At 52.7% G+C, this 16,082-nt stretch carries 16 protein-coding genes and 2 tRNA genes; 9 read left to right on the top strand and 9 right to left on the bottom strand.

The window, feature by feature from the left end; genetic code table 11:
- Nucleotide 1: 1 nt before the first annotated feature.
- The 8 genes from rimP to rlmE all read right to left on the bottom strand — a co-directional run bounded on the left by rimP (nucleotide 2) and on the right by rlmE (nucleotide 6,508).
- Complete coding sequence (gene rimP / locus GN242_RS02455; RefSeq protein ID WP_154753119.1) at nucleotides 2-454, bottom strand: ribosome maturation factor RimP; 453 nt, start codon at nucleotides 452-454, stop codon at nucleotides 2-4.
- A 213-nt stretch (nucleotides 455-667) separates the two neighbouring features.
- Nucleotides 668-744 (bottom strand) — tRNA-Met (locus GN242_RS02450).
- 48 nt (nucleotides 745-792) lie between these two features.
- Nucleotides 793-879: transfer RNA gene (locus GN242_RS02445), tRNA-Leu, on the bottom strand.
- An 80-nt stretch (nucleotides 880-959) separates the two neighbouring features.
- Nucleotides 960-1,292, bottom strand: coding sequence for a preprotein translocase subunit SecG (gene secG, locus GN242_RS02440; protein WP_154753120.1), 333 nt, complete (start codon nucleotides 1,290-1,292; stop codon nucleotides 960-962).
- A 277-nt stretch (nucleotides 1,293-1,569) separates the two neighbouring features.
- Complete coding sequence (glmM, locus tag GN242_RS02435; protein WP_156286849.1) at nucleotides 1,570-2,904, bottom strand: phosphoglucosamine mutase; 1,335 nt, start codon at nucleotides 2,902-2,904, stop codon at nucleotides 1,570-1,572.
- A gap of 1 nt (nucleotide 2,905) precedes the next feature.
- Nucleotides 2,906-3,745, bottom strand: a complete 840-nt coding sequence (gene folP, locus GN242_RS02430) for a dihydropteroate synthase (protein WP_154753122.1) — start codon at nucleotides 3,743-3,745, stop codon at nucleotides 2,906-2,908.
- An 84-nt stretch (nucleotides 3,746-3,829) separates the two neighbouring features.
- Nucleotides 3,830-5,764, bottom strand: coding sequence for an ATP-dependent zinc metalloprotease FtsH (gene ftsH / locus GN242_RS02425; RefSeq protein ID WP_154753123.1), 1,935 nt, complete (start codon nucleotides 5,762-5,764; stop codon nucleotides 3,830-3,832).
- Nucleotides 5,765-5,878: 114 nt separating this feature from the next.
- Nucleotides 5,879-6,508, bottom strand: coding sequence for a 23S rRNA (uridine(2552)-2'-O)-methyltransferase RlmE (gene rlmE / locus GN242_RS02420; RefSeq protein ID WP_154753124.1), 630 nt, complete (start codon nucleotides 6,506-6,508; stop codon nucleotides 5,879-5,881).
- Nucleotides 6,509-6,636: 128 nt separating this feature from the next.
- On the opposite strand from rlmE, the gene yhbY reads away from it, so the two are divergent.
- A complete protein-coding gene (gene yhbY / locus GN242_RS02415) occupies nucleotides 6,637-6,930 on the top strand; it encodes a ribosome assembly RNA-binding protein YhbY (protein WP_048914482.1) in 294 nt (97 codons plus the stop codon).
- 143 nt (nucleotides 6,931-7,073) lie between these two features.
- Here the strand turns inward: yhbY and greA are convergent, their stop codons facing one another.
- Entirely contained in the window at nucleotides 7,074-7,556 is a 483-nt protein-coding gene (gene greA / locus GN242_RS02410; protein WP_154753125.1) for a transcription elongation factor GreA, read from the bottom strand.
- A gap of 249 nt (nucleotides 7,557-7,805) precedes the next feature.
- On the opposite strand from greA, the gene dacB reads away from it, so the two are divergent.
- The 8 genes from dacB to GN242_RS02370 all read left to right on the top strand — a co-directional run bounded on the left by dacB (nucleotide 7,806) and on the right by GN242_RS02370 (nucleotide 16,070).
- On the top strand, nucleotides 7,806-9,239 hold the full coding sequence (gene dacB, locus GN242_RS02405) for a serine-type D-Ala-D-Ala carboxypeptidase (RefSeq protein ID WP_154753126.1): 1,434 nt from the start codon (nucleotides 7,806-7,808) through the stop codon (nucleotides 9,237-9,239).
- A 4-nt stretch (nucleotides 9,240-9,243) separates the two neighbouring features.
- Entirely contained in the window at nucleotides 9,244-9,906 is a 663-nt protein-coding gene (pmrA, locus tag GN242_RS02400) for a two-component system response regulator PmrA (protein ID WP_156286848.1), read from the top strand.
- On the top strand, nucleotides 9,903-10,958 hold the full coding sequence (gene pmrB, locus GN242_RS02395) for a two-component system sensor histidine kinase PmrB (RefSeq protein ID WP_154753128.1): 1,056 nt from the start codon (nucleotides 9,903-9,905) through the stop codon (nucleotides 10,956-10,958). The genes pmrA and pmrB overlap by 4 nt, the downstream gene beginning before the upstream one ends.
- Before the next feature lie 265 nt (nucleotides 10,959-11,223).
- The gene (locus GN242_RS02390; RefSeq protein ID WP_154753129.1) at nucleotides 11,224-12,399 is read left to right on the top strand and encodes an isochorismate synthase; all 1,176 of its coding nucleotides are present in this window, start codon (nucleotides 11,224-11,226) and stop codon (nucleotides 12,397-12,399) included.
- An 11-nt stretch (nucleotides 12,400-12,410) separates the two neighbouring features.
- Entirely contained in the window at nucleotides 12,411-14,024 is a 1,614-nt protein-coding gene (locus GN242_RS02385; RefSeq protein WP_154753130.1) for a (2,3-dihydroxybenzoyl)adenylate synthase, read from the top strand.
- Nucleotides 14,025-14,045: 21 nt separating this feature from the next.
- A complete protein-coding gene (locus GN242_RS02380; protein ID WP_154753131.1) occupies nucleotides 14,046-14,900 on the top strand; it encodes an isochorismatase family protein in 855 nt (284 codons plus the stop codon).
- Entirely contained in the window at nucleotides 14,900-15,658 is a 759-nt protein-coding gene (gene dhbA / locus GN242_RS02375) for a 2,3-dihydro-2,3-dihydroxybenzoate dehydrogenase (RefSeq protein ID WP_154753132.1), read from the top strand. The genes GN242_RS02380 and dhbA overlap by 1 nt, the downstream gene beginning before the upstream one ends.
- Nucleotide 15,659: 1 nt before the next feature.
- The gene (locus GN242_RS02370; RefSeq protein ID WP_154753133.1) at nucleotides 15,660-16,070 is read left to right on the top strand and encodes a hotdog fold thioesterase; all 411 of its coding nucleotides are present in this window, start codon (nucleotides 15,660-15,662) and stop codon (nucleotides 16,068-16,070) included.
- Nucleotides 16,071-16,082: the final 12 nt, after the last annotated feature.

Here is a 16,082-nt window from a genome sequence, read left to right as displayed (position 1 = left end):
TTTAAAAGTGGGGAACCAGGTTCGCCTTCTGGATATTACTCAGCGCGAACACCTCGTCGTGACCCTCAACGGCAACAGTGATCATCTCACCCTGGACAGACTTAATGATACCCTGCCATTTGCGACGGTTCTGTACCGCCATACGCAGCACCAGACTCACTTCTTCGCCAGTAAAACGTACATAATGTTCTGCAGTAAACATCGGGCGGTCAAGACCAGGCGAGGAGACTTCAAGGTTGTAGACCGCAGTAATGGGATCTTCGACATCCATTACCGCACTGACCTGGTGGCTCACATCAGCGCAATCATCAACATTGATGCCATCTTCACTATCAATATAGATGCGCAAGGTGGATGTGCGACCGCGTACAAACTCAATACCAACCAGTTCGTAGCCTAGCGCTTCTACCGGTGCTGAGATCAGCTCTGTTAATTTTTGCTCTAATGTGGACAATCCCACCCCCAAGACGTAAAAAAAGGGCCTATAGCCCAGTGATGCTGTTTCCTGATAACAAAAAACCCCGAATTATCGGGGCTTAATGCGACTGGACCCTGTAAACCGCCATTGGCGGCTTCGGTACAATCCAAAAGAATTTTTTTCAAAATCAACTGAGATACGCCATGTGTTGTATATACAGCTTATTTGAAAAAGAACTCTAAGGGAAAGTGGTTGCGGGGGCCGGATTTGAACCGACGACCTTCGGGTTATGAGCCCGACGAGCTACCAGGCTGCTCCACCCCGCGTCCGAATACTACGCAAAACTTGCAGAATTTGCAAGCAAAACTGAGATTTGGTACCGAGGACGGGACTTGAACCCGTAAGCCCATGCGGGCACTACCACCTCAAGGTAGCGTGTCTACCAATTCCACCACCACGGCACTAAAGAGGCGACTTTTTTATTTCTGTCGCGTCGAAACGGTTACTTCTTAATGCTTTACATCGGTTACTGCTTTACTGCTTACTGCGGGATATCGCTGCCCGGCGTTGCCGGTTTAGCAGGTGTAGTCTGTTGAGACTGCGCCGGCTGAGTCAGGTTTTCCCACTCACTTCCTTTCTGGGTCTTGTTACTATTAATGTTACCCAGGGTCAGACTGATAATGAAGAACAGGGTCGCCAGTACCGCAGTCATACGGGTCATAAAGTTACCAGAACCGTTAGAACCGAACAGCGTACCAGAAGCGCCTGCACCAAATGATGCTCCCATATCAGCGCCTTTACCTTGCTGAAGCATGATCAGACCTACAAGGCCGATTGCGACAATAAGGAAAACTACTAAAAGAGCTTCGTACATAATCAACCTTGTTCCTGGTGCGTTAAACGCACATCAAAAGCTTCAAGCCAGTTAGTCTTAATAAGTAGTCAACAACCTACCTATGAAGCGGGTGTGAATACTAACTAAAGGTGACCTTACGTGCAAGGGCAATTTCATGCGCCAATGCTGATTGCGGAAAAAAACGGCAAAAGATGTTTTTTTGCAGAAAAAATAAGCGTTTTAGCCCGAAAAATCATACGCATCGTGCGGATAATTAGCCCGGGGGTTATTGAACAAAATCCCCCCGGGCCTGCGGTTATACCGCTTTTACCGCGTCGGCAATACGGTGTGCCAATGCGGTAACCTGCGCTTCATCTTCGCCTTCTACCATAACGCGAATTAAAGGCTCAGTACCGGATTTACGCAGCAGTACACGGCCACGGCCTTTCAGTTCCGTTTCTACTTCTGCCGTCACAGCTTTTACCATCGCATCTTCCAGCGGATCGTTTTGACCGCTGAAGCGCACATTAACCAAAATTTGTGGCAGCAGTTTCATCCCGCTGCACAGGTCGTGCAGGCTCATGTGATTCCGTACGATTGCAGCCAGTACCTGCAAACCAGCAACGATGCCATCGCCGGTGGTGGTTTTATCCAGCAGAATAACGTGCCCCGAGTTTTCAGCCCCCAGGCGCCAGCCCTTCTCTTTCAGTTTTTCCAGCACGTAGCGGTCACCCACTTTGGCACGTGCAAATGGAATACCGAGCTGTTTAAGCGCCAGTTCCAGGCCCATGTTACTCATCAGCGTACCAACCACCCCGCCGCGCAGCTGCCCCTGACGCAACCCTTCACGGGCAATAAGATAGAGGATCTGATCGCCATCCACCTTATGACCAAGATGATCCACCATCATGATGCGATCACCGTCGCCATCATAGGCTAGGCCTACATCCGCTTTTTCTGCAAGTACGCGCTCTTGCAGCAGACGCAGATCGGTTGCTCCGCACTCTTTGTTAATGTTCATCCCATCGGGCTGTACGCCGATGGCAATCACCGTGGCACCGAGTTCGCGCAGAACATTTGGTGCGATGTGATATGTCGCACCGTTTGCACAATCGACAACAATTTTCAGTCCGTTAAGGCTCAGTTCGCTGGGGAAGGTGCCCTTGCAAAACTCAATATAACGTCCGGCAGCGTCAACGATACGGCTGGCACGCCCCAGAGCCGCTGATTCAACACAGGTAATAGGCTTTTCCATTTCAGCTTCGATCGCTTCTTCCACTTCGTCTGGCAGCTTAGTACCTTCGGTAGAGAAAAATTTAATGCCGTTATCGTCAAACGGGTTATGTGAAGCTGAAATTACGATACCCGCCTCTGCACGGAATGTACGGGTCAGATAGGCAATAGCTGGTGTTGGCATCGGGCCGGTGAAAGCCGCAGACAAACCAGCCGCCGCCAGGCCGGCTTCGAGCGCAGACTCCAGCATATAGCCTGAAATACGCGTATCTTTGCCAATGATAATCTTCTTGGAACCGTGGCGCGCCAGAACTTTACCGGCAGCAAAACCCAGCTTCAGTACGAAATCTGGGGTAATTGGCGACTCACCGACCTTGCCACGGATGCCATCTGTACCAAAATATTTACGCTCGCTCATACTATTTTTCTTCCCTTGCAGACTGTGTGGCTTCGACGACGCGCATCGCCTCTACGGTTTCTTTCACATCGTGCACACGCAGAATATGCGCCCCCTGCATAGCGGCAATCACCGCGCAGGCGAGGCTGCCGGTCAGGCGCTGTGACGGGCCGACATTCAGCAGCTGACCAACCATACTCTTGCGCGACATGCCCACCAGCAGAGGTAAACCAAAGTGGTGGTAATCAGCCAGATGTGCCAGCAATTGATAATTGTGCGAGAGATTCTTACCGAAACCGAATCCGGGGTCGAGTAGCAGTTGTGATTTTTTAATCCCGGCAGCTTCGCAACGGGCAATATGTTCGACAAAGAAGGCATCGACGTCACGCAAAACATTCTGATACTGCGGAGCCTGCTGCATAGTTTTAGGCTCGCCCTGCATATGCATCAGACAAACTGGCAAACCGGTCTCAGCTGCGGCCTCCAGCGCACCGGGTTCCTGAAGGGAGCGGATATCGTTGATAATATGGGCACCAACACGGGCCGATTCACGAATCACTTCAGGTTTCGAGGTATCTACAGAGATCCAGACCTCAAAACGCTGTGCGATAGCTTCCACTACCGGAATAACCCGCTCCAGTTCCTGCTCAATACTCACCTCAGCGGCCCCGGGTCGGGTAGACTCACCGCCAACATCAATAATGGTTGCCCCGGCATTAATCATTTCATTGGCGTGGGTTAGTGCCTGGATTAACTCGTTATGTTTGCCGCCATCGGAAAAAGAGTCAGGGGTGACATTCAAAATCCCCATTACATGAGGATGTGAAAGGTCGAGCACGGAATCTCTGGCGTACAACTTCATAACGGATTACCTCCGGTGATTAAGAAATAAAAAAACCCCGGACAGGCCGGGGTTTCAGGTTAAAACAGTTTACTGCGCAATGAATTACTTGTCGCCTAACTGCTCTGACATGGTGTTGCCTGGGTTTGGCGTACGCGGTTCATCGACCGGACGCGGAGCCTTTGGCGTGCCATTATTGTCTGAATTGTTGCTGCTGCCTGATTCTTCCCACCCTGCTGGCGGACGTACTTCACGACGCGCCATCAGGTCATCGATCTGCGGAGCATCAATGGTTTCATACTTCATCAGCGCGTCTTTCATCGCATGCAGGATATCCATGTTCTCACCAAGGAGCACACGGGCACGTTTGTAGTTAGTCTCAACCAGAGCTTTTACTTCCTGGTCGATGATACGTGCTGTTTCATCAGACATATGCTTGGCTTTAGCAACAGAACGACCGAGGAATACTTCACCCTCTTCTTCTGCATAGAGCAACGGGCCGAGTTTCTCAGAGAAGCCCCACTGCGTGACCATGTTACGGGCAATCGACGTCGCGACTTTGATGTCGTTAGACGCGCCGGTAGAAACATGTTCAACACCGTAGATAATCTCTTCAGCCAGGCGACCACCGTAAAGGGTAGAAATCTGACTTTCCAGCTTCTGGCGGCTGGCGCTGATCGCGTCGCCTTCAGGCAGGAAGAAGGTCACACCCAGTGCGCGGCCACGAGGAATAATCGTCACCTTATGCACAGGATCGTGCTCTGGAACCAGACGGCCAATAATTGCATGGCCAGCTTCGTGGTAAGCGGTAGACTCTTTCTGCGCTTCAGTCATCACCATGGAGCGACGTTCCGCACCCATCATGATTTTGTCTTTGGCTTTTTCGAACTCAACCATCGACACCACACGCTTGTTACCACGGGCGGCGAACAGAGCAGCTTCGTTGACCAGGTTAGCCAGGTCAGCACCGGAGAAACCAGGAGTACCACGAGCAATGATTGCTGCATCGATATCGGTTGCCAGCGGCACACGACGCATATGCACTTTAAGAATCTGTTCACGACCGCGAACATCTGGGAGACCAACAACAACCTGACGGTCAAAACGACCTGGACGCAGCAGCGCCGGGTCAAGTACGTCAGGACGGTTAGTTGCGGCGATCACGATGATGCCTTCATTACCTTCGAAGCCATCCATTTCAACCAGCATCTGGTTCAGGGTTTGCTCACGTTCGTCATGACCACCGCCTAAACCGGCACCACGCTGACGGCCCACTGCATCAATTTCATCGATGAAGATAATGCACGGAGCGGCTTTTTTAGCCTGTTCAAACATGTCACGAACGCGGGATGCACCCACACCAACAAACATTTCAACGAAGTCAGAACCGGAGATGGTAAAGAAAGGGACTTTCGCTTCGCCAGCAATAGCTTTAGCCAGCAATGTTTTACCCGTACCCGGAGGGCCGACCATCAGGACGCCTTTCGGGATTTTACCACCGAGTTTTTGGAAACGGCTCGGTTCTCGCAGGTAATCAACCAGCTCGCTTACTTCTTCTTTTGCTTCGTCACAACCAGCAACGTCAGCAAAGGTAGTTTTGATTTGGTCTTCTGTCAGCATGCGGGCCTTGCTCTTGCCGAAGGACATCGCGCCCTTTCCGCCGCCGCCCTGCATCTGACGCATAAAGAAGATCCAAACACCAATAAGTAACAGCATTGGGAACCAGGAGATAAAGATCGACGCCAGCAGGCTCGGCTCTTCTGGTGGTTCACCAACAACTTTCACATTTTTAGTCAACAGGTTATCGAGTAACTTGGGATCGTTGACGGGAATGTAGGTCGTATATCGGTTACTGTCTTTTTTGGTTACGTTAATTTCACGCCCGTTAATACGTGCCTCGCGGACCTGATCCTGGTTCACTTCCGACAGGAAGGTTGAATAATCAACCCGACGGCCATTCGACTCGCTGGGCCCAAAGCTCTGGAATACAGACATCAGCACGACTGCGATGACTAACCAGAGAATCAGGTTTTTCGCCATGTCACTCAAGGGATTAACCTCATATTACAACGGTGTTAACAGACAGCGTAGGGTACTATATATCCTTCATACTTGGAATCGCTGAGGTGCTGACAGCTACTCTAGTTATTCTGGTTATAGTTTGCGCCCTGTCGCTACAATGTACACTTCACGCGAACGAGAGCGCGAAGCGTCCGGCTTACGAATTTTCACTTTCGTAAACAGGGAGCGAATTTCCCGGAGGTATTCTTCAAAGCCATCTCCCTGAAACACTTTCACTAAAAAGCTGCCGCCAGGTGCCAGAACGTCACGGCACATCTCTAACGCAAGCTCACACAAATACATTGACCGGGGAATATCTACAGCAGGGGTACCTGTCATATTGGGTGCCATATCTGACATCACAACCTGAACTTTAGTCTCACCTACGCGTTCCAGCAGAGCTTTGAGCACCAGTTCATCACGAAAATCGCCCTGAAGGAAATCGACACCGACGATAGGATCCATCGGCAGGATATCACAAGCGATAACATGACCCTTTGACCCAATCTGCGTTACTACATATTGCGACCAACCACCCGGAGCTGCACCGAGATCTACCACGGTCATTCCAGGTTTGAACAGTTTGTCGCCTTGCTGTATTTCATCAAGTTTAAACCAGGCGCGCGAACGCAGCCCTTTTTTCTGTGCCTGAAGCACATATTTATCGCTAAAGTGTTCCTGTAGCCAGCGGCTGGAACTGGCCGAACGCTTTTTACCAGTCATACAATTTCCAACTATGATTCAACGTAAGCGATAAATAAACCGCGCAAATCAGCGTTGCCGATTTGGTGATACACCAGAGATGGCGGTAGAATGACCCGTTTTCAATCCCAATGTAAGTAAAAAATACGATGAATCTGAGTACCAAACAAAAACAGCACCTCAAAGGTCTTGCCCATCCGCTGAAGCCAGTAGTTATGCTGGGCAACAATGGTTTGACCGAAGGGGTGCTGGCCGAGATCGAACAAGCACTGGAGCACCATGAACTTATCAAGGTGAAAATCGCCACAGAAGATCGTGAGACGAAAGCCCTGGTAGTTGAGGCCATCGTGCGCGAAACGCGTGCAGTCAATGTGCAGGTTATCGGCAAGACGCTGGTACTGTACCGTCCAACGAAGGAACGCAAGATCTCCATTCCGCGCTGATGAGCGAGTCGGTTTTCGAACCGACCTGTCCATATTAAGCTCAGGAATGGAGAAAGTGCCATGCTCCTGATTCTGATAAAAGGCCGCATTGCGGCCTTTTTCTTTTCTTTACAAAACCTCTGTTATTTTGAGGAGCTGTAACCTTAAAGATATTCCACTTTCAGGATTTCGTATTCCACATCGCCACCTGGAGTTTTAATAATGGCAATGTCATCCGCAACTTTACCCACCAGGCCACGCGCCATCGGTGAGTTAACTGAAATAAGATTCTGCTTAAAGTCCGCTTCATCGTCACCTACGATACGGTAGGTAAACTCTTCATCAGTATCAACATTCAACACGGTCACCGTGGAGCCAAAAATAACCCGACCATTGGCATTGCTCGCCATTTTGGTGACATCAATTGTCTGGGCATTAGACAGCTTGGCTTCTATTTCCTGAATGCGGCCTTCACAGAACCCCTGCTCTTCACGAGCAGCATGATATTCTGCGTTTTCTTTCAAATCGCCGTGCTCCCGTGCTTCAGCAATTGAGGCAATAATTCTCGGGCGTTTAACGGTTTTCAGCTCTTCCAGCTCTTCGCGCAGCTTTTCGGCGCCCTTTAACGTCATCGGAATCTGGTTCATCTCAATACCTCTTAAAATCTATCCTGTTTAAAGTGTCGTCGTCCTGACGAATGGCATGCAGGAAAGGCGTCCTGCGGCGCTTACTACTGATTTGAAACGAAAGAAGCCTGACCCGGAGCATGCCCCAGGCCAGGATCTATTTTGCAATTTGATACGCATTTTACCCCAGAGTTCACTGGGGGTCATCGTTTACTTTCCACCGCAATGCCACGTAGTATGACAGCATCACCTGTCAGTTACCGCGAGATTATGCGATTTCCACGAATTGTCACCGGCTTTACCTGCGCATTTATGCTGCAAGCGCAGGCTGCGCCCGTAGAAGACTATACCCAATATTTGCCCGATGGCGCCAATCTGGCACTGGTTGTGCAGAAAATAGGCGCGACCACGCCGACGATCGATTATCACAGTCAGCAAATGGCGCTGCCAGCCAGTACCATGAAAGTGATTACCGCTCTGGCTGCTTTATTGCAGCTCGGCCCGGATTATCGTTTCCATACGCAGCTGGAAAGCAAAGGGAGTATAAGCGGTAATACGCTACGCGGCGATCTGGTCGCACGTTTTGGTGGCGATCCCACCCTGACGCGCCAGGACTTACGCAATATGGTCACAGCACTAAAAAAACAAGGTGTAGTGCATATTGACGGCAACCTGGTCATTGATACGTCGGTTTTCGCCAGCCATGACAAAGCCCCCGGCTGGCCATGGAATGACATGACTCAATGCTTCAGTGCACCACCGGGTGCCGCAATTGTTGATCGTAACTGTTTCTCGGTGTCGTTGTACAGTGCGCCAACCCCGGGCGATAAAGCATTTATTCGCGTCGCTTCTTATTATCCGGTCAATATGTTCAGCGAAGTCCGCACGCTGGCCAAAGGTTCTCCGGATGCGCAGTACTGCGAACTGGATGTGGTACCGGGTGAACTTAACCGTTTCACCCTGACCGGCTGTCTGACGCAGCGTTCTGAACCATTACCGCTCGCGTTTGCCATTCAGGATGGGGCCAGCTATGCGGGAGCAATCCTGAAAGCAGAATTGCAAAATGCAGGTATTGACTACACCGGCCATCTGGTAAGGCAGACTCAGGTCACGCAGCCTGGCACGGTGCTGGCTGAGGCGCAGTCGGCCCCGCTGCACGATCTGCTGAAGATTATGCTGAAGAAATCCGACAATATGATCGCTGACACCGTTTTCCGCACTATCGGCCACGAGCGCTTTGGTGTACCAGGCACCTGGCGTGCCGGATCGGATGCGGTGCGTCAGATTCTGCGTCAGAAGGCCAATATCGATCTGGGCAATAGTATACAGGTAGATGGATCCGGGCTGTCGCGCCACGATCTGATTTCCCCTGCAACTATGATGCAGGTGCTACAATATATTGCACAGAATGATGAACAGTTAAATTATATTTCAATGCTGCCACTGGCGGGCTATGACGGCACTTTACGCTATCGTGGCGGTCTGCATGAAGCAGGTGTTGACGGCAAAGTGTCGGCAAAAACTGGTTCCTTGCAAGGTGTGTACAACCTGGCTGGCTTTATGACCACTGCCAGCGGCAAGCGCGTTGCTTTTGTGCAGTTCTTATCCGGATATGCTGTACCGCCGGAAGATCAGCGCCAGCGTCGCATTCCTTTGGTTCGCTTCGAAAGCCGTCTGTATAAAGACGTTTACCAGAACAACTGAGCCGATGAAAATACTGATCGTTGAAGATGATACGCTGCTGCAACAAGGATTAGCCCTTGCCCTTACCGGTGAAGGCTATGCTGTTGATTGTGCTGCCAGCGCAGCGCAGGCCACTGCGTATGTTAACAGCGGTCAGTACAGCCTGATCGTACTGGATCTCGGGCTGCCGGATCGTGACGGTGCCGACCTGCTGCGGCAGTGGCGCAAAGAGCAGATCGATCTGCCCGTGTTGATCCTGACAGCAAGGGATGCATTATCCGATCGTGTTGACGGTCTCGACGCCGGAGCGGATGACTATCTGATTAAACCTTTTGCGCTGGTTGAGCTGAAAGCGCGCGTCCGCGCACTGATCCGCCGCTACCAGGGCAAAAGCGATAACCTGCTCCAGCATGGCGATATCGCGCTCAACCTCTCCTCCCAGCAGGTTGTCGTTGATGCGCTGCCTGTGGAGGTAACGCCCAAAGAGTTTTCCCTGCTGACGCGTTTACTGATGCGTATCGGCCAGACGGTTCACCGGGAGACACTCCAGCAGGATCTCTACAGCTGGCAGGATGATACCGGCTCTAATACGCTCGAGGTTCATATCCATAATCTGCGGCGCAAGCTGGGTAAAGATCGGATTAAAACGGTGCGTGGCGTTGGCTACCGCCTGGAAGAACGTAAATGAACAGCATGCGTCGGCGTTTAATGATAATGCTGGCGTTGATCCTGATGAGCTGTCAGCTGATGAGCGCCTTCTGGCTATGGCACGAAAGTCGCGAACAAATCAGTTTTCTGGTCAATGAAACACTCTCTGCCCACGCCCGTAATGAGCAGGTGGAGAATGAAATCCGCGAAGCCATCGCCTCCCTGCTTCTGCCTTCTCTGGTGATGGTGGGCTTTACCCTTCTGCTCTCTTTCTGGGCAATCAGCTGGATTATTCGCCCGCTGCGCGCACTGCAAACAAGCCTGGTAACACGCTCTGCTGACAATCTCTCACCCCTGCCGCTCTACTCTGAAATGGATGAGATCGTGGCTGTTACCGGCGCATTAAACCAGCTGCTTGGTCGTCTTGACCATACGCTACAGCAGGAGCGACTGTTCACTGCCGATGCGGCACACGAACTGCGCACGCCGCTGGCGGGCCTGCGTTTGCATCTTGAACTGCTGGAACAGGAAGGGGTGAAACAGGGGCCAATGCTGGTTGAACGTATCGATCAGCTGATGCACGTTATTGAGCAACTTTTAATGCTGTCACGCGCCGGTCAGGCCCTGGCAAGCGGCCATTATCAGACCCTGAACTGGCACGATATTATTGACCCTCTACGGCAGGAAATGGACGAGCTGCTGGCTCTGCGGCAACAGCAGCTTATTGTCACCAGTACAACCGTGCGCACGGTACAGGGAGATGCGGTACTGTTGAGACTGATGCTGCGTAACCTGCTGGAGAACGCCTCACGCTACAGTCCCGAAGGCAGCACTATCACGCTGCTGCTGGAAGATGACAAGGACGGCAGCCGGGCTACTGTGCGCGATGAAGGTACAGGCATTGATGCCGCTGCGGTGAACGATGCCATCAAGGCTTTCCGCCGCATGGATCAACGCTATGGCGGAAGTGGCTTAGGTCTGAATATCGTTCAGCGCATTGTGCAAATTCATCATGGTGAGCTCAGTCTGACTAATCGCAGTGACCGTAGTGGACTCAATGCTAGCTGCTGGTTACCTGAGAATCTCGGCTAATTTACCTGCCTCTATCGCAAAACCCTCATCTATTCCACGGATATTCAATCAGCAATGCTTACCTTTGCGTAAGTTCACACGCTGGATCTCGCCCGCAGCTGGCACTTTTTATCTGCCAGGCATGGGATATTGTGTAAGCAGCACTTTACGATAACTAAATTAATTTACCTTTATTGACACTCTACAATAATCGACGTAGCTTACTGCACCTGAAAGCAAATGATAATGGTTATTACTACGTTTATCATTTAAATGAGGATGCAAGATGGAATCGTTAACGTCAGAAAGTACGCTACAGTTTGCCTCACAGGCCGCCGCCAGTGGCTTTTTCTATATGTCACCATGGCGCAGCCTGGCAGCACAAGGCTGCTTTACCACCGTCACTACTCCGGCATTCGGTGGAGAGTCACTACAAAGTGGATTTCAACAAGAGATCCAGCAGCGATTCCTTGATGCGAAACGCCAGGGAATTGCCCATCCGGTACTCGTTGGGGCGATTCCCTTCGATGCCAGCCAGCCGTCTTCCCTGTTTATCCCTGAATCCAGCCAGTATTTCGATCGCAAAGCGTTTTTACAGCAAATGGGGCCCCCCAGGAGTGAGCTTCCTGAGATCGTACGCCGCACTGCCCTGCCGGAGCAGGAAGCATTTATGCAGATGGTCAGTAAGGCCGTTGCCGCCACGGCTGCACAACAGCTGGATAAAGTGGTGCTATCACGTCTGATGGAAATCGTCACCACAGAGCAGATCGATATCGCTAATCTGATGACTCGCCTGATGACGCAGAACCCCGGAAGCTACAACTTCCACGTTGCCCTTCCTGAAGGGGGTTCTCTGCTGGGCGCCAGCCCTGAGCTGCTGATGCGTAAGCATGACAGCCGCTACTACACCCACCCCCTGGCTGGTTCAGCCCGTCGTGAAAGCGATACGGAGAAAGATCGTCTGGCAGGGCAACAGCTGATGGCGTCCACTAAAGACCGCTATGAACATAAGCTGGTAACCGATGCCATGCGCGATGTGCTGCATCCCCGCAGCGCTCACCTTGCACTGCCAGCCACGCCGGAGCTGCTGACCACGTCGACGCTCTGGCATCTGGGCACGGCCATTGAAGGCGAAGTAAGCCAGAAGGCTGACACTGCACTATCGCTGGCCTGTCTGCTGCATCCGACCCCGGCCCTCAGCGGCTTCCCTCACACCACCGCGCAGCAACTGATCGCCGAGCTGGAGCCGTTCAACCGCGGTCTGTTTGGCGGCATCGTCGGCTGGTGCGATGAGCACGGCAACGGTGAGTGGGTAGTCACCATCCGCTGCGGCAAAGTCAACGGTAACCGCGTACGTCTGTTCGCCGGTGCAGGTATCGTCCCGGCCTCCAGTCCGGAATCGGAATGGCGGGAAACCGGCGTCAAACTAAACACCATGCTTCGGGCATTTGGCCTGAACTAAAGAGCGCTGTCATGACCATCTCTTATTCTCGCTGGCCGGACGATCTGGCCGCAAAGTATCGTGCTAAAGGGTACTGGCTGGATCTGCCGTTAACGGACATTCTGTACCGCCACGCTGACAGCAGCGCAATTGCCGTCATCGATGGCGCACGCCGCTTCCGCTATCACGATCTGGATCAGCAATCAGATCGTCTGGCCGCTTCACTGCAACGTCGTGGATTAAAATCAGGTGATACTGCGCTGGTGCAGCTGGGTAACGTAGCGGAATTTTACGTAACGTTTTTTGCTCTGCTGAAGATAGGCGTCGCGCCTGTCAATGCCCTGTTCAGCCATCAGCGCAACGAACTGAGCGCTTATGCGCTGCAAATTCAGCCTGCGCTGCTGATTGCCGATCGCCAGCACAGCCTGTTCAGCAACGATGATTACCTCCATCAGCTTCAGCAGGAGATACCCGCGCTGAAAGTGGTGGCACTGCATAACGAGAACAGCGTTACGCTCTCACTCTCTGGCCTGATTGATGCAGATGCCACCGGTTTTATCGCCAGCCCGTCTGCCGCCGATGAAGTGGCTTTCTTCCAGCTTTCCGGTGGCAGCACCGGCACGCCGAAGCTGATCCCGCGCACTCACAATGATTACTACTACAGCATTCGTGGCAGCGTTGAGATCTGTGAATTTAACCCGCACACGCGTTACCTGAACGCCCTGCCTGCTGCCCATAACTATGCGATGAGCTCACCTGGCTCCCTCGGTGTGTTCTACGCAGGCGGCTGTGTGGTAATGGCAAATGACCCGAGTGCTAACCTCTGCTTCCCGCTGATTGAACAGCATCAGGTTAACGTTGCGGCTCTGGTTCCTCCGGCTGTCAGCCTGTGGTTACAGGCAATTCAGGAATGGGGCAGCAACCGCGCACTGGCCTCGCTGGAGCTGCTTCAGGTCGGCGGCGCTAAACTCAGCGAATCGCTGGCAGCACGTATCCAGACTGAAATTGGCTGCCAGCTTCAACAGGTCTTTGGCATGGCTGAAGGCCTGGTCAATTACACCCGTCTTGATGACGACCAGCAGCATATCCTCACCACTCAGGGCTGCCCCATCTCTGAAGATGACGAAGTGTGGGTGGCAGATGAGAATGGTAATCCGCTGCCTGCGGGTGAAACCGGCCGCCTGATGACCCGTGGTCCTTACACCTTTCGCGGCTACTACAACAGCCCGGAGCACAATGCCGCCAGCTTTGACGAAGAAGGCTTCTACTGTTCTGGCGACCTGATCGCCATTGCGGCTGATGGCTATATCACCGTTCAGGGCCGCGAGAAAGATCAGATCAACCGTGGTGGCGAGAAGATCGCCGCAGAAGAGATCGAAAACCTGCTGCTGCGTCATGATGAAGTGATCCATGCCGCTCTGGTATCCATGGAAGACAGCCTGATGGGTGAGAAAAGCTGTGCGTTTATTGTTGCACGTCGTGCACTGAAACCAGTGGTATTGCGCCGTCATCTGCGTGAGCTGGGCGTGGCAGAGTTCAAACTGCCGGATCGTATTGAGTGTGTCGATGAGCTGCCGCTTACCCCGGTGGGCAAAGTGGACAAGAAACGCCTGCGCCAGCAGCTGGCCACTCAGCAGAACGGATAATTTTTTCAGGAGATATATTTGATGGCTATTCCAAAACTGAATTCTTACACGCTGCCGACGGCAGCCGAACTGCCGACCAACAAAGTAAACTGGGCGTTTGAACCAGCCCGCGCTGCGCTGCTGATCCACGATATGCAGGAGTATTTCCTCAATTTCTGGGGCGATAACAGTCCGCTGATCGAGCAGGTAGTGGCGAATATTGCCCGGCTGCGCGCCTACTGCAAATCCCAGGGGATACCGGTGTTTTATACCGCACAGCCGAATGAGCAAAGTGCCGAAGACCGCGCCCTGCTGAATGATATGTGGGGGCCAGGCCTTAACAAACATCCTGACCAGCAAAAAGTGGTGGCCGCACTGGCACCAGATGAGGATGACCAGGTGCTGGTGAAATGGCGTTACAGCGCGTTCCATCGCTCACCGCTCGAATCGATCCTCAATGAAACCGGACGCGATCAGCTGATCATCTGCGGCGTATACGCCCACATTGGCTGCCTGACCACGGCAACTGACGCTTTTATGCGCAACATCAAGCCATTTATGGTGGCTGATGCGTTGGCTGACTTCAGTCGTGAAGAGCATATGATGTCACTAACCTATACCGCAGGCCGCAGCGGCCGCGTGGTGATGACGGAAACACTGCTGCCTCTGCCACAGAGCAAAGCACAGCTGCGTGCCGTAGTGCTGCCGCTGCTGGATGAAGAGAGTGACGACCTGAGCGATGATGAGAACCTGGTAGACTACGGGCTGGATTCAGTGCGCATGATGGCGCTGGCCGCACGCTGGCGTCAGGTGCATAGCGATATCGACTTTATCGCTCTGGCAAAAAATCCCAGCATTGATGGCTGGTGGGCGTTGCTGTCGAGGGAGAATGCGTAATGTCATGCCGTTTTGACTTCAGTGACAAACAGGTGTGGATCACCGGTGCGGGCCAGGGAATTGGTTACCATACTGCACTGGCTTTTGTCGCTGCGGGCGCTTCTGTGGTGGGCTTTGATAAGCAGTTTTCTCAAGGTGAATACCCTTTTCAGCGCGTTATTGTTGATATATCCGATGCCAGCCAGGTTAAGCGCGTCTGCCAGCGTCTTCTGTCAGATACACCGCATCTTGATGTGCTGGTCAATGCTGCCGGTATTTTACGTACCGGCAGCACCGATGAGTTAGCGGTCGAAGACTGGCAGGCCTGTATGGCAGTCAACGCAGGCGGTGCTTTTAATCTGTTCCAGCAAACTCTGCCGCAGTTTCGCCAGCAGCGTGCCGGTGCGATCGTAACGGTTGCCTCTAACGCTGCACACGCACCGCGTATCGGTATGTCGGCCTATGGGGCGTCAAAAGCGGCGCTGCGCAGCCTGTGCCTGACCGTGGCGCTGGAAATGGCCCCCTTTGGCGTACGGTGCAATATCGTTTCTCCAGGCTCCACCGACACTGCAATGCAGCGCAGTCTGTGGCATAAACCGGAAGATGAGCAGCAGATGATTGCCGGTTATCCGGATCAATACAAACTGGGTATTCCATTGCAGAAGATTGCCCAGCCTCAGGAGATCGCCAACGCAATACTGTTCCTCGCCTCGGACAGCGCCAGCCATATTGTGATGCAGGATATAGTCATCGACGGCGGAGCAACTCTGGGGGCCTGATATGTGGAAACGACAAAGCAGCCTGGCAGAACTGAATCAGATGGCTGAAGGCACCATGATTGCCGGACTGGGTATGGTTTTTACCCGGCTGGAATCAGACTGGCTGGAAGCGACTATGCCTATGGATGGGCGGACTCAGCAGCCCTTTGGCCTGCTGCACGGCGGTGCATCAGTGGCACTGGCTGAATCACTGGGTTCAATGGCGGGATGGCTCTGTTCACAACCGGGACAGAACGTGGTGGGTATCGAAGTCAGCGCCAGCCATCTGCGTGCGGTCTATAGCGGAACCGTGCGCGGTATCTGTCGCGTGCTGCATAGCGGCAGTATGAATCAGGTCTGGCAGATTGAGATCGTCAATGAGCGGGAGCAGCTCTGTTGTATTGCCCGGCTGACCACGGCGATTATTGGTTAAATTTGCCTGCTG

The sequence above is a fragment of the Erwinia sorbitola genome (assembly GCF_009738185.1).
In the GTDB taxonomy this organism is placed as follows: Bacteria; Pseudomonadota; Gammaproteobacteria; order Enterobacterales; family Enterobacteriaceae; genus Erwinia; species Erwinia sorbitola.
The sequence above is the reverse complement of the archived record's forward strand: the minus strand, read 5'-3'. Positions and strand labels throughout refer to the sequence as shown.